Source organism: Winogradskyella epiphytica (assembly GCF_003217215.1).
Taxonomy (GTDB): Bacteria; Bacteroidota; Bacteroidia; order Flavobacteriales; family Flavobacteriaceae; genus Winogradskyella; species Winogradskyella epiphytica.
Genome location: NZ_QJTD01000001.1, coordinates 722,526 through 741,505, shown reverse-complemented (window position 1 = coordinate 741,505; position 18,980 = coordinate 722,526). Strand labels below are relative to the sequence as shown.

17 protein-coding genes are annotated in these 18,980 nt (G+C 34.6%); 4 read left to right on the top strand and 13 right to left on the bottom strand.

The annotated features are described in order from the left end of the window. Window positions 1-17: 17 nt before the first annotated feature. The 12 genes from DFQ11_RS03275 to hemA form a co-directional block, all read right to left on the bottom strand. Window positions 18-1,169, bottom strand: a complete 1,152-nt coding sequence (locus DFQ11_RS03275; protein ID WP_110474223.1) for a serine hydrolase domain-containing protein — start codon at window positions 1,167-1,169, stop codon at window positions 18-20. A gap of 11 nt (window positions 1,170-1,180) precedes the next feature. Further along, window positions 1,181-1,702, bottom strand: a complete 522-nt coding sequence (locus DFQ11_RS03270) for a PaaI family thioesterase (RefSeq protein ID WP_110474221.1) — start codon at window positions 1,700-1,702, stop codon at window positions 1,181-1,183. After that, window positions 1,702-2,175 carry a methylated-DNA--[protein]-cysteine S-methyltransferase gene (locus tag DFQ11_RS03265; RefSeq protein ID WP_110474219.1) on the bottom strand — a complete coding sequence of 158 codons (474 nt, stop codon included), beginning with the start codon at window positions 2,173-2,175 and terminating at the stop codon, window positions 1,702-1,704. Before DFQ11_RS03265 ends, DFQ11_RS03270 begins: the two co-directional genes overlap by 1 nt. After that, on the bottom strand, window positions 2,176-3,294 hold the full coding sequence (locus DFQ11_RS03260; RefSeq protein WP_110474217.1) for a CNNM domain-containing protein: 1,119 nt from the start codon (window positions 3,292-3,294) through the stop codon (window positions 2,176-2,178). A gap of 130 nt (window positions 3,295-3,424) precedes the next feature. Next, window positions 3,425-3,832 (bottom strand): Lrp/AsnC family transcriptional regulator, encoded by a 408-nt coding sequence (locus DFQ11_RS03255; protein WP_110474215.1) that lies wholly within the window; start codon window positions 3,830-3,832, stop codon window positions 3,425-3,427. A gap of 82 nt (window positions 3,833-3,914) precedes the next feature. Continuing rightward, entirely contained in the window at window positions 3,915-4,910 is a 996-nt protein-coding gene (hemB, locus tag DFQ11_RS03250; RefSeq protein WP_110474213.1) for a porphobilinogen synthase, read from the bottom strand. Window positions 4,911-4,916: 6 nt separating this feature from the next. Beyond that, window positions 4,917-5,306, bottom strand: coding sequence for a YchJ family protein (locus tag DFQ11_RS03245; protein WP_110474211.1), 390 nt, complete (start codon window positions 5,304-5,306; stop codon window positions 4,917-4,919). Window position 5,307: 1 nt separating this feature from the next. Continuing rightward, the gene (gene hemF / locus DFQ11_RS03240; RefSeq protein ID WP_110474209.1) at window positions 5,308-6,210 is read right to left on the bottom strand and encodes an oxygen-dependent coproporphyrinogen oxidase; all 903 of its coding nucleotides are present in this window, start codon (window positions 6,208-6,210) and stop codon (window positions 5,308-5,310) included. A gap of 72 nt (window positions 6,211-6,282) precedes the next feature. Next, window positions 6,283-7,068, bottom strand: coding sequence for an EI24 domain-containing protein (locus DFQ11_RS03235; RefSeq protein WP_110474207.1), 786 nt, complete (start codon window positions 7,066-7,068; stop codon window positions 6,283-6,285). Window positions 7,069-7,147: 79 nt separating this feature from the next. Next, window positions 7,148-8,173 (bottom strand): uroporphyrinogen decarboxylase, encoded by a 1,026-nt coding sequence (hemE, locus tag DFQ11_RS03230; protein WP_110474205.1) that lies wholly within the window; start codon window positions 8,171-8,173, stop codon window positions 7,148-7,150. 111 nt (window positions 8,174-8,284) lie between these two features. Further along, window positions 8,285-9,862, bottom strand: a complete 1,578-nt coding sequence (hemC, locus tag DFQ11_RS03225) for a hydroxymethylbilane synthase (RefSeq protein WP_110474203.1) — start codon at window positions 9,860-9,862, stop codon at window positions 8,285-8,287. Then, window positions 9,855-11,102: a glutamyl-tRNA reductase gene (gene hemA / locus DFQ11_RS03220; RefSeq protein WP_110474201.1), complete on the bottom strand. Its 1,248-nt coding sequence runs from the start codon at window positions 11,100-11,102 to the stop codon at window positions 9,855-9,857. Before hemA ends, hemC begins: the two co-directional genes overlap by 8 nt. A 202-nt stretch (window positions 11,103-11,304) precedes the next feature. On the opposite strand from hemA, the gene DFQ11_RS03215 reads away from it, so the two are divergent. Further along, window positions 11,305-12,204, top strand: coding sequence for a helix-turn-helix transcriptional regulator (locus tag DFQ11_RS03215; protein ID WP_110474811.1), 900 nt, complete (start codon window positions 11,305-11,307; stop codon window positions 12,202-12,204). Here the strand turns inward: DFQ11_RS03215 and DFQ11_RS03210 are convergent. Continuing rightward, window positions 12,201-15,713: a TraB/GumN family protein gene (locus DFQ11_RS03210; RefSeq protein ID WP_110474199.1), complete on the bottom strand. Its 3,513-nt coding sequence runs from the start codon at window positions 15,711-15,713 to the stop codon at window positions 12,201-12,203. The genes DFQ11_RS03215 and DFQ11_RS03210 overlap by 4 nt on opposite strands. Window positions 15,714-15,924: 211 nt before the next feature. On the opposite strand from DFQ11_RS03210, the gene hemH reads away from it, so the two are divergent. The 3 genes from hemH to DFQ11_RS03195 are packed head-to-tail and all read left to right on the top strand — an operon-like array spanning window position 15,925 to window position 18,890. Next, the gene (gene hemH / locus DFQ11_RS03205; RefSeq protein ID WP_110474197.1) at window positions 15,925-16,959 is read left to right on the top strand and encodes a ferrochelatase; all 1,035 of its coding nucleotides are present in this window, start codon (window positions 15,925-15,927) and stop codon (window positions 16,957-16,959) included. Between the two features lie 2 nt (window positions 16,960-16,961). Further along, complete coding sequence (locus DFQ11_RS03200; protein ID WP_110474195.1) at window positions 16,962-18,326, top strand: MATE family efflux transporter; 1,365 nt, start codon at window positions 16,962-16,964, stop codon at window positions 18,324-18,326. Between the two features lie 18 nt (window positions 18,327-18,344). Continuing rightward, complete coding sequence (locus DFQ11_RS03195) at window positions 18,345-18,890, top strand: CopD family protein (protein ID WP_110474193.1); 546 nt, start codon at window positions 18,345-18,347, stop codon at window positions 18,888-18,890. The last annotated feature ends 90 nt before the right edge of the window (window positions 18,891-18,980 follow it).

Here is an 18,980-nt window from a genome sequence, read left to right as displayed (position 1 = left end):
GTTTACTCGGTATTAAATTATGCTCCCATCATCGCATAAGCTTCATCTATAAAGGTATAAAAATCTGGTGAGTGGTCATCGCCTTCAACTTTTTTGATGGTGTGTCCAAGTCTAACAACGATGAGATTATCTTCTGGAATAACGATTACAAGTTGTCCTAAATGGCCACGCATATAAAAAATCTCTTTGTTTCTATGTTGCGCTAGCCACCAACCGTAACCATAAATTTCACCTCCTTCAAAACGAGGTTTTACAGACTTGGCAACAAAGGCAGAGTCTAATATTTGTTTTCCATTCCATTGGCCATGGTCTTTAAACAATTTACCATAGCGCGCAAAATCCTTGGCATTACTGGCAACGCAGCAGTAGGCTTTTACTAAATCATGATCTTCACTATCAACCTGCCACAGCGTCTCATTTACCGAGCCTAAAGGTTTCCAAAAGCTTTCTTCAAAATAATCATAGATTTTTTTTCCACTAGCTTTTTCAATTACCATAGCCAACATTTGAGTGTCTCCACTCGCATATTTAAAGCTTTGTCCAGGGTCTGTCTCCATCTTTAAACCATTAATGACCTTTGCTAAATCGTCATCAAAATAAGCACGTGTTGTAATGGATAGTGGCGAATAATACGCTTCATCCCAATTGGTCCCAGAGCTCATGCTTGATAAATCACCAACCGTCATTTTAGCTGCTTTTCCTTCACAGAATGCAGGTAAGAAATCGCAAACAGGTTGGTCTAAACTTTTAATATATCCATCTTGAATGGCTTTTTGCATCAATCCAGAAACATAGCTTTTCGCCATAGAAAAACTATTCGATTTTGAATTTTCGTCAAAGCCATCATAGTAATTTTCAAACCATATACTATCGTTTTTAATAATCATATAAGCTACAGTTCCCGATGCATTATTGAGCTTAGTCAAAGTTTCGGTTTCTTTTGCAGTATTGTAATCCACATGATTTGGCCAAGGCTGAGGCTGACTACTAGCTTCAATTACCTGGTTATCGAACTGCTTATAATCTTCTAAATAGGCAGTTTTATGCCCTTTGAGATAAATGGTTCTTACGGCTTTTAAAAGGTAATCCGTGTCAGTAATGTAAAGAATAGCTATAGTCAGCGCGAGAATGACTACAATAAATTTAAAGGTGTTCTTAAGGAATTTCATTGAGCGAATAGTTAATTGGTCTTCTTTCTGTTTTTAATCTTTTCTTTATAAAAGTGCTTGTCTGCGATATAAAGTGTTTTATTAAATGTAGCAATTATATTTTGCTTTTCATCAACAAGGGACATGCTTTTGTGGAAGTCCGTTTCACCTTGATCATCCACCGTTTTTTTTATAGTTTCAATTTCTTCTGGAGTAAATATAAATTCGCCATAAAGAGTGCCTTTACCAGGTTTTCTATATCGTGCTTCAACGGCTTTATCCCAAACGACATATGCGTCGCCAAGTATCTGAATTAGCTGAATCATATATACGGGATCTGTGGCCGCTAACATACTACCGCCAAACATAGTTCCGGCGTAATTTCGATTTTTATAACTGAGTTTTAATCTGATTTTTACATAGTATAAATCGTCACTTACTTCAATAAGTCGTGCTGTGGTACGTCTGTACATTGGCGACCAATTAAAACCGTATTTATAAATAGTTGAAGGTTTTAAAAAACGAGTTAAAAAATCAGTAGCTATTTTATACATTAAAAAAGAGATTGTTGTTTGACTTCACTTTCATGATTAAGCAGCCACTGCTTTCGGTGTAAGCCGCCAGCGTAGCCTGTAAGACTTCCATCGCTTCCTATAACTCTATGGCATGGTACAATTATCCACAATGGATTTTTACCATTGGCGTTGGCCACAGCTCTTATGGCTTTAACATCGCCGAGTTGTTTCGATAATTCTAAATAAGATATCGTCTTTCCGAATGGAATAGTTTCGAGTTGTTTCCACACCTTTTTTTGAAAGGTGGTTCCCATAGGGTTTAATTTTAAGTCGAAGGTTTTTCTAGTGGAATTGAAGTATGCTTTCAATTGGGAAACAGCCTCTAATAATTCTTCAGGAATAGTATTGGAAACTTCTTCGGATTGATCTAAAACTAAAACAGAAGAAATACGATGCACATCACCAATAATTTTGGCAACTCCTAATGGTGTTTCAATCGTACAGCTTAGCATTTATTCTTCAGGCTTTTCATCTTCAATGATGCCTAAACGTTTCGCTCTAGATTCCCAACTCTTTCTTGCTAATAATTGCAAGTCTGAAACATTATCACTTTCGTCCATAATTTCAAGACCTAGAAGTGTTTCAATAACATCTTCCATAGTGACTAAACCGCTAACAGAACCATATTCATCAACTACTAATGCCATATGTTTTCTGTCTTCAACTAGCTTTTCAAATAGAATAGGAATGGATAAGTTACGGTTTACAATGATGATATCTCGTTTGATATCTGCTAACTTTTTAGAGCCATTTCCAAGAGCCATTTCTTTAAACACTTCGTCTTTTAAAACCATTCCTGTGATATTATCTGAATTTTCAGTGTATAAAGGAATTCGTGAAAAGCGAATATTAGAATTGGCATTAAAGAAATTTTCTACGGTTGTGTTTTCGTCTTCAGTTTTTACGACGGTACGAGGGGTCATTATATCTTTAGCTTGTACTTCTTTAAAGTTAAGTAAGTTTTTAATCACCTTGCTTTCACTTTCCTCAAAAACGCCTTCTTCATGAGCAATTTCTGTCATGGCAACAAAACCTTCTCTACTTAAAACACTTCCGTGGCCTTTACCTCCAATTAATTTTGTTGTAAGCTGAAGCAACCATAAAATACCCGTGTATTGCAATGGGAAAATTAAGACTTTAAGTGTTTTTGAGGTGAAATTAGAGAGCTGCTTCCAGTAGGTTGCACCTATAGTTTTAGGAATGATTTCTGAAGCAACCAATATTAGTATAGTCATAACGGTTGAAACCAGTCCAACCATAAGATCTTCCGTGAATTGTATGCCTAAAATTGTGCGCTCTGTGCTACCGTAAATTTCGGCGTAAGCCACTTTGGCTTGTACACCCACTAAAATAGCACCAACAGTATGTGCAATGGTATTAAGAGTTAAAATAGCAATTAAGGGACGATCTACATCCTGTTTTAACTCTTCTAAGTCTAGAGCGTAAGATTTTCCCTCTTTCTTTTTAAGATTGATAAACGTTGGTGTAATGCTTAATAGCACTGCTTCTATAATAGAACAAATGAATGAAAAAAAGATTGATATAAAAGCGTAAAAAATGAGTAAGCCCATTAATTTAAAGTGGTTTAGTTCGTGTAAATTTACAAAAATGAATAGTTACAATAGGCTATATTATAACTTTTCAGTGATAATTCTTAACCGATAAACAGACAGAGTTAGTTCATTCAGAATAATATAAAAATCAACTCTCTAAAATAATGCGAGTTGTTGGAATACCATACTGTGAGATTCTTTCTAATAGTGTGATTAATTCTTTATTACTTTTAAAATAAGCTAAAACTAGTAAACTATCCTCTCCTGTAATTCTATCGCAACGCTGAACCTCATTCCAGTACTTAATTTGATTAAGTGCTGTTTTAATGGTGCTTGACTGATGTATTTTTAGATTGATATAAGCTTTAGTTTTAACACCAAACTTTTCATGATTGAGTCGAAGAGAATACCCAAGAATAAATCCTTTTTCCTCTAATTGTTTTACCCGTTTTCCAACAGCAGGTGCCGAAAGGTCTACGGATTTTCCAATGGTCGCAAATGATTCGCGAGCATTAGCTTGTAGCATTTCTATAATTCTCTCGTCGATAGCATCCATGTTTGATTCGAAAGTAATTTAATGATTAAGCAATTGATTCGAAACCAAACTTAATGAAAAAGATTGGATAAGTTGCTGATTGTTAAGACTTATTTAAAAGCATTACAACATCTTTTGCGAAATATGAAGCAATAATATCTGCGCCTGCACGCTTAATAGATGTCACCTGCTCCATCATAACAGCATCATGATCTAACCATCCTTTTTCAGCAGCCGCTTTTAGCATGGCATATTCACCAGACACTTGGTATACAGCAACAGGAACATTGAAATTATTTTTAATATCGCGTACAATATCTAAATAGCATAATCCTGGTTTTACCATCACGATATCTGCACCTTCTTGGATGTCCATTTCAGTTTCTCTAATCGCTTCATCTCTATTAGCGAAATCCATTTGATAGGTTTTTTTGTCTTTTGGAATATCAACTAAATCAACAGGAGCAGAATCTAAAGCATCTCTAAAAGGGCCATAGAACGCAGAAGCATATTTTGCCGAATAGCTCATAATGCCTGTGTCAATAAAGTTAGATTGATCCAAAGCTTCACGAATACCTAAAATTCGACCATCCATCATATCACTAGGTGCTACAAAATCAGCTCCAGCTTCAGCATGAGAGATACTCATATTCGCTAAAACATCTACTGTAGCATCATTTATAACCTTGCCATTTTCTATAATTCCGTCGTGACCATAAGATGAAAAAGGATCTAAAGCCACATCGGTCATAACTAACATTCCAGGGCAAGTATCCTTAACTGTTTTAATAGCACGTTGCATAAGTCCATTTGGATTAAGCGCTTCTGTACCAAAATTGTCTTTTAATTTATCATCCACTTTTACAAAAAGTAAAACTGACTTTAAACCCAAACTCCAAAGCGTTTTAATCTCTTCTTTTAGTAAATCTAAACTGAAACGGTAATAGTTGGGCATTGATGCAATTTCTTCCTTTACACCTTTGCCTTCCACCACAAAAAGTGGCACTAAAAAATCGTTTGCAGAGATGAAATTCTCTCTAACTAAACTTCTAATCGCTTCGTTACTTCTTAATCTTCTATTTCTTCTAAGTGGGAACATATTATTTTAATTTTTGGCATAACCTAAGTAATACCAGATTTCATTTTCTTTTATAAAAGCTGATTTTTCATGAATCACATCAACTTTTCCGTTTTCATAAAAATAGGCATTAAACGTTACTGTACCTTCAGTGTCGTTCTTCAGACCCTTTGTGGTTTCAAGAACCTCCAATCGTATCCAATTTACAGATTTGGCCCATTTTTCTATGGCTTTCTTTTCTGAAGTTGGTCGTGTAGAACTATGGTGAGTTTGCATTAAATAATCACCATTTGCCAAAACAAATGCGCTGTATCTTGAACGCATTAGCTGTTCTGCTGTTTCTGTTTTTCCACCGTTTAAATGAAAGAGTTCACAGCATTCGTTATAGGGTTTATTATTTCCGCAGTAATAGTTCATCTTATACCCAATCTACCGGGTTTTGTAGTACTTTAAGAAGTTTTTCTTCCTCACTACCAGCTTCGGGATGATGATCATAAACCCACTGTACATGTGGAGGTAAACTCATTAAAATACTTTCAATTCTTCCGTTTGTTTTCAGTCCGAATAAGGTGCCTTTATCATGTACCAAATTAAATTCTACATAACGACCTCTTCGGATTTCTTGCCAAGTTCTTTGCTCTTCGGAGTATGGTAATTCTTTTCGTTTTTCAACTATAGGAACATAAGCTTCTAAGAAACTATTGCCAACTTCAGTAACAAAGTCGTACCAGTTTTGCATGCTCATTTCCTCTGTTTTTTTGCAATAATCGAAGAATAAGCCACCAACGCCACGACCTTCATTTCTATGCGAATTGTAGAAATACTCATCGCAACGTGCTTTATATTTTGGATAAAATTCTGGATGATGATTGTCGCAAGCTGTTTTACAAACACTATGAAAATGTTTAGCATCCTCTTCAAACAAATAATAGGGTGTTAAGTCTTGTCCACCTCCAAACCATTGATCCACGATATTACCTTCTTGATCATACATTTCAAAGTATCTCCAATTGGCGTGAACCGTTGGTACCATTGGATTTTTAGGATGAAGTACCAGACTTAAACCGCAAGCGAAAAAATCGGCATCTTCTACACCAAAATACTTTTGCATAGAATCTGGTAATTTTCCGTGGACACCAGAAATATTAACGCCACCTTTTTCAAAAACATTTCCGTTTTCTATAACGCGAGTTCTTCCGCCTCCACCTTCAGGACGTTCCCAAAGGTCTTCTTGAAATGTCGCTTTTCCGTCAATGGCTTCAAGTTTTGCAGTAATGCTGTCTTGAAGCTGATGTATGTATTTGAAGAATTTGTCTTTCAAAATGTGTTATTTATAAATTTAATATAACTCGATATCTAAAAGTTGTTCAATACTTGAACTTTAATATCGTTTTTATGCCTTCAGATTTTCTAAACTTGAAGGATTTTGATTCAATAGGTTTTCATCCTTTAAAAGGTTTACTGTTTTCAATGTTGCTGCTGTTACACTCAAGGGCAACACGATAATCACCCCAATAAGTGGAATGAATAAAAACAACATAAAAACAATACCATTACCTATTGCAACACCTCTATATTTTCTAACAAACTGAACACTATCGCGATAATTAAAATGGCGCTCTAAGGTGTAATCCATATTACCAAAACCCGCATAATAGGCCTGAACCAAAAACAATAGTGCTGTTGAGGTAATATTACCTATCAATGGAATAAAATTAAGTAAGAGAATAGGAAGCGTTATTAATAATTCCTTTCCTAAATTTCTAAGGTTAATTCTAATACCTCGCCATAATTGTTCTTGAAACGTTGTGTTTCTATGGCTATGCTGATCAACTCCTGTTAAATGCCTCTCGATTTTTTCTGAAACCGGACTCATAAAAGGAGCCGACAATGCCATGATAATATGTTTATACAAAATTAAACCTACGGCAATAATCAGAATAGCTCCAATTACTGTAGAAATGGTGGTAAAGGTTTCTTTTCCCCACTCCCAAAACCAGACTTTGGCTATAAGTCTGCCCATATTATCTGAAAGTCCGTATGCTGAAAACCCTATAATGGTAGCTGTAACAATGCTAATAAGTATTGGGATTGCGAAGAACTTCCAAAGTTTTAGTTTAGAAATTAGGGCAATCGTTCCAATGTAAGCTTGAATACCTTTTAATATGTTTTGTATCATATTATTGTTTTTAGTTCGCTATTAGTTAATAGACGTAAAAAGGAATTCTAAGTTACAATTACATTGATTTAAAGCGTTTTTAGGCTTTGTACTCTTTTACAGCATCAATAAACGCTTTGGCATTTTCTAAAGGAATATTAGGTAAAATTCCATGACCTAAATTCACAATATATTTATCTTTTCCAAAGTCGTTAATCATTTGAGTCACCATCTTTTTAATTTCTGCAGGTGGCGAAAACAAACGAGTTGGATCAAAGTTACCTTGAAGGGTGATATTACCTCCTGTTAAGTAACGTGCGTTTCTAGCTGAACATGTCCAATCGATACCTAAAGCAGATGCTCCAGAATTTGCCATAGTATCTAAGGCAAACCAACAACCTTTTCCAAAGGCGATTACTGGCGATTCATCTTTTAAAGCATCGATGATTTGTTGAATATACTGCCAAGAAAATTCCTGATAATCTACAGGTGATAACATACCTCCCCAAGAGTCGAATACTTGTACAGCGTTAACTCCAGCTTTTACTTTTTCCTTTAAGTAAGCAATTGTTGTATCTGTGATTTTTTGTAGTAGTTGGTGTGCAGCAATAGGATTTGTAAAACAGAACTCCTTAGCTTTATCAAAGTTTTTAGAACCTTGACCTTGTACACAATAACATAGAATTGTCCAAGGTGACCCCGCAAAACCAATTAATGGAACTTCATCATTCAGTTTTTCTTTGGTCATTTTTATGGCGTCGTAAACATAGCTTAAAGCTTCCTTTACATCAGGAACAATAACATTATCTACATCTTTTTGAGTACGAACAGGATTTGGTAAATAAGGACCAAAATTAGGTTTCATCTGCACCTCGATATTCATGGCTTGCGGAATCACTAAAATATCAGAGAATAATATTGCAGCGTCCATTCCGTAACGACGAATTGGTTGCACTGTGATTTCACTCGCTAATTCAGGTGTTCGGCAACGTGTAAAGAAATCGTATTTTGCTTTGATTTCCATGAATTCAGGTAAATAACGTCCTGCTTGACGCATCATCCAAACTGGTGGACGGTCTACAGTTTCACCTTTTAATGCTCTTAAAAATAAATCGTTCTTTATCATGATAAGATGTTGGCTCGTAGCTATTAGTCGTTAGCTCATTGCCTTATTTAAATCTGTTTATATATCTTTTCTTAATGTTTTGGCTAATAGCTAAAACCTAATACCTATTAGCTAGCTGTAATATTCATTGACTAAATCAATAACACTTTCAACTAACGGCACTTTTGCTACTCTAACCTCTTTGAAGTGTTTCTTAGCTTCTGCTGCTGTTGTTGTTCCAATACAAAATGCAATACCTTTAGCTTCGTTTTGTTGCATAAAACTTTGAACCGTAGATGGACTATAAAACATAACACCATCTAAATCCCCTTCAACTTTTTTAGAATCAAGCTTAGTTTCGTAAGCCTGAACTTCATTAACTTTAATATTGTTCTTTGTTAAAATATCTGGAATCGTATCAAATCTTAAATTACTACAGAAATAAGTCACCTCAGTCCCATCCATATATTCAACCATATATTCGGCTAAATCTTTAGCGTAAGATTCTTGATGCTTCACTTTCCCAATGCGTTTTTCAACCATACGTTTTGTACGTCTTCCAACACAATAAATATTTTTGAATTGTAGTTCAGCAGGTGAATAGTTAGTGAGTAAAGAATCCACTGTATTCTGACTTGTGATAATTACGTTTTCTATTTCGTTTCTCACAATATTTTTAGAAAGACGATTTGGATTAATCTTAATATCGTCATTACTTTCAGCTACGACCTTTTCGTTAAATAAGGCTAACTGATCATTGGTCAATTTTTTGGTTGAATAAATATTAGTGACTTGATCTCTTCTGTCTAAAGCATCAATTAATATTTTTCCACCTTTCCCAATGATATAATCTGAACAAAATTCTGCTAATTCATGGTGCTTTCCTAAAGGAACCACTTTTGAAACTTCAATTTTCTTGGTGCCATCCGTACTTAAAAGAATTCCTTTGAAATTAACTTCTTCATCTTTAATAAAAGCTAAAGCACCAATAGGAGCAGAGCATCCGCCTTCTAATCGGTTTAGAAATTCACGTTCAATAGATGTACAGATTTCTGTTTCTTCATGATTGATTTCAGCACAAATCGCTCTTACTTCTTCATCCGCTTCTAAAGCAGTGATCATAACAGCACCTTGAGCTGGTGCAGGAATCATCCAATGAAGGTTAATAGAGTTTTCAGGTGTAATGCCTAATCTGCCTATTCCCGCTCCTGCAAAAATGGCGGCATTCCAATCGTCATTGGTTTCTAATTTTTCTAATCTTGAATTCACATTACCTCGTAAACCTACAACCGTATGCGTTGGGTAACGGTTTAGCCATTGTGCACGGCGTCTTAAACTCCCTGTAGCAATAACCGCTTCTTTTGCAGATAAAAACTCTTCATTGTCTTTAAATACTAAAGTGTCATTAACATTACCACGTTTTAAAACAGCAGCTTGTACAATACCTTTTGGTAAAACTGTTGGAACATCTTTAAGTGAGTGTACAGCAATATCAATAGAGCCATTAAGCATAGCTATATCTAAAGTTTTTGTAAATACACCTACGATTCCGAGTTCGTATAAAGGTTTATCGAGAACTAAATCTCCTGTAGATTTTACAGGGACAAGGACAGTTTTGTGACCTAATCGTTCAAGTTGAGTTTGAACGGTTTTAGCTTGCCACATAGCGAGCTGGCTGTCGCGTGTGCCAATGCGAATAATTTTAGACATTTTGGGTAGTTTCTAACTGAAATATTTTTTTGAAAAGCTCAATGCTTTCATCTGAAGAATCGATATCTTCTCTGAGGTGGTGCGCAAATTGATTGGTGATTTTTTGAATGATATTATTACTAATCAATTCGGCTTGATCCTCATTAAAATCAGGTAATTTTTTACGTTGATTGTTGAGTTCAGAGTTTTTAAGATCTGTCAATTTATGTTTGATGGCTTGAATAGTTGGTACAAATTTCAGAGTTTGTAACCAAGCGCTAAATTCTGCCGAAATTTCTGAAATAATCTTTTCAGCATCTGGAATAAAAGCTTTTCTATTCTCTAAAGTGTCATCTGTTATTTTAGCTAAATCATCCATATGAACCAAAGTTACGTTAGGTAATTCTCTAACATCTTCGTTCACGTTTTTTGGAATAGATAAATCTAAAATTAATAATGGTTTATCGGTTGTAATGAGCTCTTTATAAACCGTTGGGTTTTGCGCTCCAGTTGCTACAACGATAATATCGGAAGCATTGATTTCTTCCTGTAAGTTCTCATAATCTTTAACAATCAGATTAAATTTTCCAGCCACTTCTTCGGCCTTTGTTTTTGTTCTGTTGATTAAAGTAATATGCGAGTTTTTAGTATGTTTTACTAAGTTTTCACAAGTGTTTCGTCCTATTTTTCCAGTTCCGAAGAGTAAAATGTTCTTTTCAGAAATGTTTTCTGCACTATTCATGATATACTGAACAGAAGCAAAAGAGACTGAAGTTGCGCCAGAAGATAATTGCGTTTCGTTTTTAATACGCTTACTTGCTTGAATCACGTGATTTACTAAACGTTCTGTAAAAGAGTTTAATAAACCAAGTTTCTTAGAGGCTCTTGCACTAGATCTTAGCTGATAAATAATTTCAAAATCTCCTAGAATCTGACTGTCTAAACCAGATCCTACACGAAACATATGATTAATCGCTTCTTTGCTTTTGTATACATAAGCAACCTCTTGGAACTCTTCAACAGTTCCTTTAGTGTTTTCGCAGAGTAACTGAATCAATTGGTAGGGATGCTCTGCAAAGCCATACATTTCTGTACGGTTACATGTAGAAATTAACACCAAACTTTCAATCCCGTTTTCTTTAGCTTGAGACAATACCTCTTGTTTAGCGGTGTCGCTTAAACTAAAATGACCACGCACCACGGCATCTGCTTTTTTATAGCTGAGGCCTATAGCATAGAAAAATTTACTTTTATTGTGCATTTGCTCGTTTTACCTGACATGAGATTAGTGCGGAGCAAAAATAATAGGCTTATTCATATAAAAACAACGCTAGAAGAACTTAAAGTGTCGTTTCTGGTTTTTTAAGATTAATTTACATTAAAACCTGATAAATATCATATTTTTGTAATGAAATCAAGGTGTTTTTATGCCTTTGTTTAGAATCAGTCTAAATAATAATGAAATGAATTTAGAAAAATCAGCGTCTAAAAGTAACGCTATAGGTACTTTTGATGAAACTTATATTGAGGACGGCTTTTTTGTATTGACTTGCAAAAATGACAGTGATGACTTAAAAAATCTTGAGCGTAAGATTGATAGTAGCTATATTCAGTTTCATTTTTGTACCAAGGGAACTGCGGCTTTTGTGTTTAATCAAGGCAATTATACTTTGAATATTGATGAAGAAACCTCCTTGCTTCTTTATAATCCACAACGCGACTTACCTATAAATTTAGAGTTAAAACCTCATTCTTGGTTGGTGTCTTTAGTCGTTTCTATTAAGAAATTTCATGGTTTATTTTCAGAAGATGCTAATTATGTCACGTTTTTAACGGACGATAATAAGGACAAAAAATATTATAAGGACGGTAAAATATCACCTTCTATGGCGGTGGTGTTGAATCAGCTTATTAGTTTTAACCTTAATAATTCAATTAAACCCTTGTATTTTAAAGGAAAGGCCTATGAATTATTAAGTCTGTTTTTTAACCGAAGTGAAGATGCCGATATTGAACAATGTCCGTTTTTAGTGGATGAGGTTAATGTTGCCAAACTTAAAAAGGCAAAGGATATAATTATAGCTAATATGGCAGAACCACCAACTTTGCAAGAGTTGGCAGATGAAATTGACCTAAGCCTGAAAAAATTAAAAGAAGGTTTTAAACAGATTTATGGCGATTCGGTTTTTAGTTTTCTGTTTGATTATAAAATGGAAGTAGCACGTAAACTTTTAGAATCTGGCGATTATAATGTTAATGAAGTTGGACTAAAGGTAGGTTACAGCACAGGAAGCCATTTTATTGCGGCTTTTAAAAAGAAATTTGGGACGACGCCTAAGAAGTATATTCAGGCTACAAGCTAATAATCATAATACCCATCATTACCACTTGGCGTTACACGTTTTCTATCCTTATAAATAGCAAGGTTAATAATTTCGGTATATTGCTCTTCTCTTTCTTTGGTTTTATCTACCATGGTGCCATAGCTTTCAGATTTAGAATAGTAATCCACAACCAGTTGGTTTGGATCTTTTGGTTTAATAAATGAGATGTAGTGTAAAGCTTCAACCTTACCAGAATAGTCATCGACTTTATCAATTTTAAAAAAATACATCACAGCACTTTTGCCTTTATCAGTAATAAAATCACGTTTAAAAAGAAATTGTATAGCGTCTTTTTCTTTTTCAAAATTGGCATTAGAAAGTAGCTTTGATTTGGCAAATTGTTGCTGACTGATACTTATATGTTTCTGTTTGTGTAAGAGATTGGCTTTATCTAAGTGCTCTATAAGTAAGTATTGATTTTCTTCCTTTTCTAATAATTTTTTATTTAACTTTTCAGGAATGGCTTCTTTTTTCGCTGCTAATAAAGCATAATATTTTACCAAGGCCTTTGATTCATCGACATTCAATAATTTGTCAAAGAAATCTTGTGCGGTTCGCTCATTTCTATACGGGAAAATAAGTCTTACATAAGTGGCTAAATTTTGTGAATATGGATTGTAGCGATTATTTTGATTACCTAGATTTCGCTTTATCACAATCTTAGCATCATTAATCAGTTGATTCTTGTACTTTTTATACGTCTTTGTTTTTACTAAGCCACTGTCTTTTACCTTAGCTAACAAATTGTAAAGTGGTTGTTTATATTCTTGAATGGTACTGTATTCCAATATTTTTGGAAATAAGGATGCTTTTAATTCTAAAGAATCTTTTCCATTATAATTATAAAACATACGGCCTACATTTCCCAATGGCAAATCACGTTCCATCAGTTCTAAGGCAATTTTATAAGACTCCTTTTTATTAGAATCTAATAGACCTTCAAGAATAGATGTTTGAGTTTGAGGATCCGAATAACTATCGTGATACAATTGTTTTATAAAGGCTAAATTGTTCTTTAAATCTATTTTAATAAGTTGTTCTACGAGATGAGATTTTATTTCAAGACGCTCTTTATAAAATTCAAAATTCTTTAAAACGGAAACTATATCTTTACTGTTATGTTTTTTGAATTTAACGAGATTGTACGATTCTAAAACAATACTGTCCTTTGCTCTTAAGGCTTTAAAAAATAAGTCGGTTTTATCTTCAAGAACATTCTTTCCTAAAAGCGTGTCCATTGGTGTGAAAGAGTCGTAAAATTCGGTTACAAATTGTGAAGGTCCACTTATAGAATCTATCAGAGTTTTTAACTCAAATAGCACACCTTCTTTCAGAATATTTTTAACCAGAACCTGCTTGGAACTCGCCGAGTCTGCGTAACTAAATTGGTGTATATAATAATCATCAGTGATTGATGAACTGCGATTAGCGATATGAAAAGGTTTTTCATTTTTATAATAGCGTGATCGATAGTTAATTTTTTCTTCAACATCTTTCCATAAGCTATCCACATTATGAAACATTTGTAAATCGTGAAACTTGGTGCGAGAAACGAGAATTTGTTCATTCGCTGGAGTAGAGTAGACCGTTTCTTTTAAAGTTTGTTCGTAATCTTTTGGTTTTTGTCTTCCGTTCTGATTTTGGTTATAAGGATTTGGTGCTGGAGCTTTCGCATTTGTTCTTACCGAAAAATGAAGCGACGTATCAACCACCTTTTCAAAATCTCTATAGTTGGGCGCATTGAACTTAAACGACTTAAAATAGGAAGATTTTTCATCCACATTAGTACCAACATAACCTAATAAATAATAGCTGCCATCTTTAACAATCGTTTTAAGGTGTAATTGTTTTTGGGAGGCTGAATCTAATACAGCATAAGATTCATAAGTTTTATAATCACCTGCTTTAAAACCACCACTAGCTTCAGTTAGCTTATAATTTTTATATAAGGCATGATGAAAATATTTTGCTTCAAAACTATCTTCTTCGATGTAAGTGACATCATTTAATACTGCTTCTTCTAAGAAATAATAGGCATTATTGCTGCTGCCTTCTAATAGTTTTTTGCCGTAATTATGCATATTACTTGAAATATGATACTCTGGGAAATTAACTTGAAATTTCTTATTCGGAGATACAAATAACTGCTGTTGGTTTGAAGGTTCTTTTAAGATTATGGAGTTGAAAATTTTATCTTCATGCTTCAATACGAAATCACTGCGCCCAGCAAACTTTATAATAATAATTTCTAATGGTGTTTCGTAGATATGGTACTTCTGAAATTCTCCTTTTTTTGTTTTATTTACAATGCTTATGCCTGGGTAAGGTTGCCTTAACTCTTCTTTTCTAATGATATCTCCAGGGATATCTTCATAAAGTAAATGATCAATATCCTTTAAAGTGATATGTGGTTTTTCATTAGGTAAATAGTTAAAACGACTAATTCTATTAATGGTTAAATACGCACCATTGGTCATATCGGGATCTAAATAATATTTTTGTCCGCCGTATGAGAATTCACGAAGTTTATCGTAGGTGTTAATGCTTAAAAATCCGTCAGGCGTACTATGTCTTTTAAGTTTAGGTGTAACAAAAAGACTATCTAATTTTATCTTTTCTGTTCTACTGTATTCGGTTTGCTCTGAGGTCAAAGCTTTAACGGTATAACCTCTTTGACGTAACATATTAATCATGCCTTGTTCGCCTGGTAAATGAGCAGCGCCAACACCTGCAAAAACAGATTTGCTTGGCATGAGTTCTTCTAAAGAAATCACCATGTTTTCATTTCGAATATAGAGCATGTTCTCGCGGAAAAATTCAGTATTGACTCCAGCTCCAATGGAATCTAATAAATCCAAATTCCGATCACGATATAGGTTCTCCTGAATTAAATAAGGATTCTCTTTAGCATATAGTTTCTGAATCCAAGGATCTACTTCTTTTTTATTGGCATTATAAGCCGCTTTTGTCGTTAAATAACTCGATTCTTCTAAATCCTCTAAAGCATATATTTTTTTACCGTGTTTCTTTCCTGCTTGAAAAATAAACATGTCCAAATAAGTCTCTTCTTCAAAATTATCTGAAGCGTTATTTTTTCGATATAAATAGGAGTTAACGGCATTATTATCCATACGAATTGAACCTCGAATAGCCATTTCTTCGGGGTGATGCAACTTGAATAAGTTGGTATAAAAATCGTTGTTATAATTGTTGAAAGCGGCCATTTGACCGAGCATTAATTTGTAGTTAAAATCTGGCCAAGTCGTTGGGTCAGATTCTAAGGCTATGCAGTCACTTTCTTCTAAAGCTTTATAAAACACATCATCTAACCTAAAAGCTACTTTTTTACTTACGTGCATAGTGCCATAGAGGTAGGATGGTTTTTCTAGACCATTTCCTGTAATTTCCCAAAGAAGACTTTGATATTGTTGCTGTGAGAAAGCAGTTAATGAAAATAAAATAAGTAGTAGCGACAGGGTTTTTTTCATAATAAATAGATAGTCAAGGCTTGTAAAGATATTTAATTCCTTTAAACAGACTCCAAGATTTTTAAAAACTCGTTAAATATCAGAACAATGACTTCTGTTTTAAAGTGAAATTCAAAAGAAGTATTAACGATAGTGTGATAAATAAAAGCAATACGAAGGAGTGTATAGAATTACATTAAGTATTGTACTTTTGTATTTGAAAATTTATAGCATGTCAAAAGGAATTTTATTAGTCAATTTGGGCTCTCCGGACAGTCCAGATCCAAAAGATGTAAAGCGTTATTTGGATGAATTTTTAATGGATGAACGCGTTATCGATGTTCCACTTTGGGCTCGAAACTTAATTGTAAGAGGTATTATCTTAAACACAAGACCTAAGGCTTCTGCCGAAGCTTATAAAAAAATATGGTGGGAAGAAGGCTCGCCTTTAATTGTAATTTCTGAACGTTTACAGGAAAAAGTTCAACAAAAAGTTGACTATCCAGTGGCTTTGGCAATGCGTTATGGCAGTATGACAATTAAGGATGGACTTCAAGAATTGGTTGACAAAGGTGTTGATGAGGTGTTTTTAATTCCGTTGTATCCTCAGTTTGCTATGGCCACCACAGAAACAATTTTGGTATTAGCCGAAGAGATTAGAAAACAGCATTTTCCGAACTTGAAAATCTCCGATCTACCAGCCTTTTATAATAAGCCAGATTATATTGACGTGCTTTCAGAAAGTATTTCAAAACATTTGGAAGCTAAGGATTACGAGCACTTATTGTTCTCTTACCACGGTGTTCCAGAACGTCATATCAAGAAACGAGATATTACGAAATCTCACTGTAAAATAGATAGAAGTTGTTGTTCTACACCTTCACCAGCCCATGAGTTTTGCTATAAACATCAATGTGTTGAGGTCACACGATTGGTAGCTGAAAAGCTGAATCTAAAAGAAGGTACGTATTCTTCAAGTTTTCAATCGCGATTGGGATTCGATCCATGGTTACAACCTTACACTGATAGAACAATTGAGCGTCTTGGAAAAGAAGGTTTGAAAAAGTTAGCCGTAGTTACTCCTGCCTTTGTAAGTGATTGTTTAGAAACCTTGGAAGAAATTGCTATGGAGGGTGAAGAAATCTTTCATGAAATGGGTGGAAAAGAATTTACTACCATTCCTTGTCTTAATGATGATGAAAATTGGGTCAACCTTTTAGCCAATTGGATTAACGAATGGGCAACTACTGAAACAACTACCGTTTAGAAATGCCAAAAGTATCTTCACAAGAATTAGGACATCAGCCGATTGGAAAATTACTGATTAAGCAAGCCGTACCAGCATCTATTGGTATTTTGGTGATGTCCCTAAACATCTTGGTAGATACTATTTTTGTTGGTAATTGGATTGGCTCAACGGCTATTGCTGCGATTAATGTGGTGCTACCTGTATCCTTTTTTATCGCTGCTTTGGGAATGGCGATTGGTATTGGTGGATCTTCCATAATTTCAAGAGCCTTAGGTGCCAACAATAAAATCAAAGCCCTTAAAACTTTTGGAAATCAGATTACCTTGACCATTCTGGTAACGGTGTTATTTGTGATTTTTGGTTTGGTGTATATCAATGATATTGTTCCTGCTTTTGGAGGGAAAGGTGCCATATTCGAACCTGCTAAAATCTACTATAGAATCGTTTTGTACGGCGTTCCAATTTTGGCGCTTTGTATGATGGGAAACACGGTAATTAGAGCTGAAGGGAAACCTAAATTCGCGATGTATGCCATGATGTTTCCTTCCGTGGGGAACCTAATTTTAGATGTTCTTTTTATTAAGATTTTTGATTGGGGAATGGCGGGAGCAGCATGGGCAACAACGATTTCTTATGCTTTATGTTTTGGATTTATTCTGTGGTACTTTCTATCTAAAAACTCAGAATTAAAAATCGATTTAAAACATTTTGGATTAAATACGTCCATTGTGAAAGAGATTAGTTCTCTCGGATTTGTGACTTTGACACGTCAAGCCATTGTAAGTGTGACGTATTTATTAATGAATAATATTCTTTTCGATTTAGGTGGTGAAACTTCAGTTACCGCCTATGCCATTGTAGGCCGAATGTTAATGTTTGCACTTTTCCCCGTATACGGTATCACTCAAGGCTTCTTACCAATTGCAGGATTTAACTATGGCGCGGAGCAATATGCACGAGTAAAGGAATCCATTATAACAGCTATTAAATATGCAGCCTTATTAGCCACAGTCATATTCGTATTTTTAATGGTCTTTCCAGAGGTGATTACAAAATTGTTCACCCAAGATGCCGATGTGCTTATTGAAACTCCGCCAGCGATGCGTTGGGTATTTGCGGCAACTCCGATTATTGCCGTTCAATTAATTGGTGCGGCTTATTTTCAAGCCGTTGGTAAAGCGATTCCAGCCTTATTATTAACCTTAACGCGACAAGGCTTTTTCTTTATTCCTCTGATTTTTATTTTACCCGAATATTTTGGCGCCTTAGGTGTGTGGATGGCCTTTCCAATTTCAGATGTATTATCAACTATTGTAACGGCCTATTTTTTACATCGTGAGGTCAAGACAAATCTCAACCCGAAAACGGAGGTTAAATCGACATAAATTTACGATTTTTACATTATGGAATATTACTATATAAAATCGCTTCACCTTATTTTTGTTATCACTTGGTTTGCAGGTTTGTTTTACATTCCGAGATTATTCGTGTATCAAATTGAGGCTTTTCACAAGCCATCGCCAGATAAAGAAATTTTAGGCAAACAGCTTAAGCTAATGGCAAAACGTTTATGGTTTATCATTACCTGGCCTTCAGCAATTTTAGCCACACTTTTTGCTACATGGCTATTAATTCTAAGACCCTTTTACTTAGGCGACGCTTGGATGCATATGAAATTAGGATTCGTTCTTTTATTGTTCATCTATCACTACAAAACACATGTTTATTTTAAACAACTTCAAAAGGATGATGTTCGAGTGACCTCAAATTTTATGCGAATTTGGAATGAAGGCGCAACATTTATTTTGTTTGCAGTGGTCTTTTTAGTCATTCTTAAAAATGCTATCAATTGGATTTACGGTGTAATTGGAATTTTCGTTTTAGGAGTGCTGTTGATGCTTGGCTTTAAACTGTATAAGAACATACGTGCAAAGAATCCTGATGCTTAATTTAAAACGACCGTTTAAAACCAATTTTAAGAATTTTGAAGTTGAGAGCTGAGGTCTTTGGATTGATTATTGTTATATTTAAAGACTAAT

Coding starts and splice junctions, on each gene's coding strand:
- DFQ11_RS03245 (WP_110474211.1), bottom strand. CDS start 5,306: ATGAACTATTACTGCGGAAATAATAAACCCTATAACGAATGCTGTGAA.
- DFQ11_RS03255 (WP_110474215.1), bottom strand. CDS start 3,832: ATGGATGCTATCGACGAGAGAATTATAGAAATGCTACAAGCTAATGCT.
- DFQ11_RS03195 (WP_110474193.1), top strand. CDS start 18,345: ATGGAATATTACTATATAAAATCGCTTCACCTTATTTTTGTTATCACT.
- DFQ11_RS03210 (WP_110474199.1), bottom strand. CDS start 15,713: ATGAAAAAAACCCTGTCGCTACTACTTATTTTATTTTCATTAACTGCT.
- DFQ11_RS03275 (WP_110474223.1), bottom strand. CDS start 1,169: ATGAAATTCCTTAAGAACACCTTTAAATTTATTGTAGTCATTCTCGCG.
- hemA (WP_110474201.1), bottom strand. CDS start 11,102: ATGCACAATAAAAGTAAATTTTTCTATGCTATAGGCCTCAGCTATAAA.
- DFQ11_RS03235 (WP_110474207.1), bottom strand. CDS start 7,068: ATGATACAAAACATATTAAAAGGTATTCAAGCTTACATTGGAACGATT.
- hemC (WP_110474203.1), bottom strand. CDS start 9,862: ATGTCTAAAATTATTCGCATTGGCACACGCGACAGCCAGCTCGCTATG.
- hemE (WP_110474205.1), bottom strand. CDS start 8,173: ATGATAAAGAACGATTTATTTTTAAGAGCATTAAAAGGTGAAACTGTA.
- DFQ11_RS03260 (WP_110474217.1), bottom strand. CDS start 3,294: ATGGGCTTACTCATTTTTTACGCTTTTATATCAATCTTTTTTTCATTC.
- DFQ11_RS03265 (WP_110474219.1), bottom strand. CDS start 2,175: ATGCTAAGCTGTACGATTGAAACACCATTAGGAGTTGCCAAAATTATT.
- DFQ11_RS03215 (WP_110474811.1), top strand. CDS start 11,305: ATGAATTTAGAAAAATCAGCGTCTAAAAGTAACGCTATAGGTACTTTT.
- hemH (WP_110474197.1), top strand. CDS start 15,925: ATGTCAAAAGGAATTTTATTAGTCAATTTGGGCTCTCCGGACAGTCCA.
- hemB (WP_110474213.1), bottom strand. CDS start 4,910: ATGTTCCCACTTAGAAGAAATAGAAGATTAAGAAGTAACGAAGCGATT.
- DFQ11_RS03200 (WP_110474195.1), top strand. CDS start 16,962: ATGCCAAAAGTATCTTCACAAGAATTAGGACATCAGCCGATTGGAAAA.
- DFQ11_RS03270 (WP_110474221.1), bottom strand. CDS start 1,702: ATGTATAAAATAGCTACTGATTTTTTAACTCGTTTTTTAAAACCTTCA.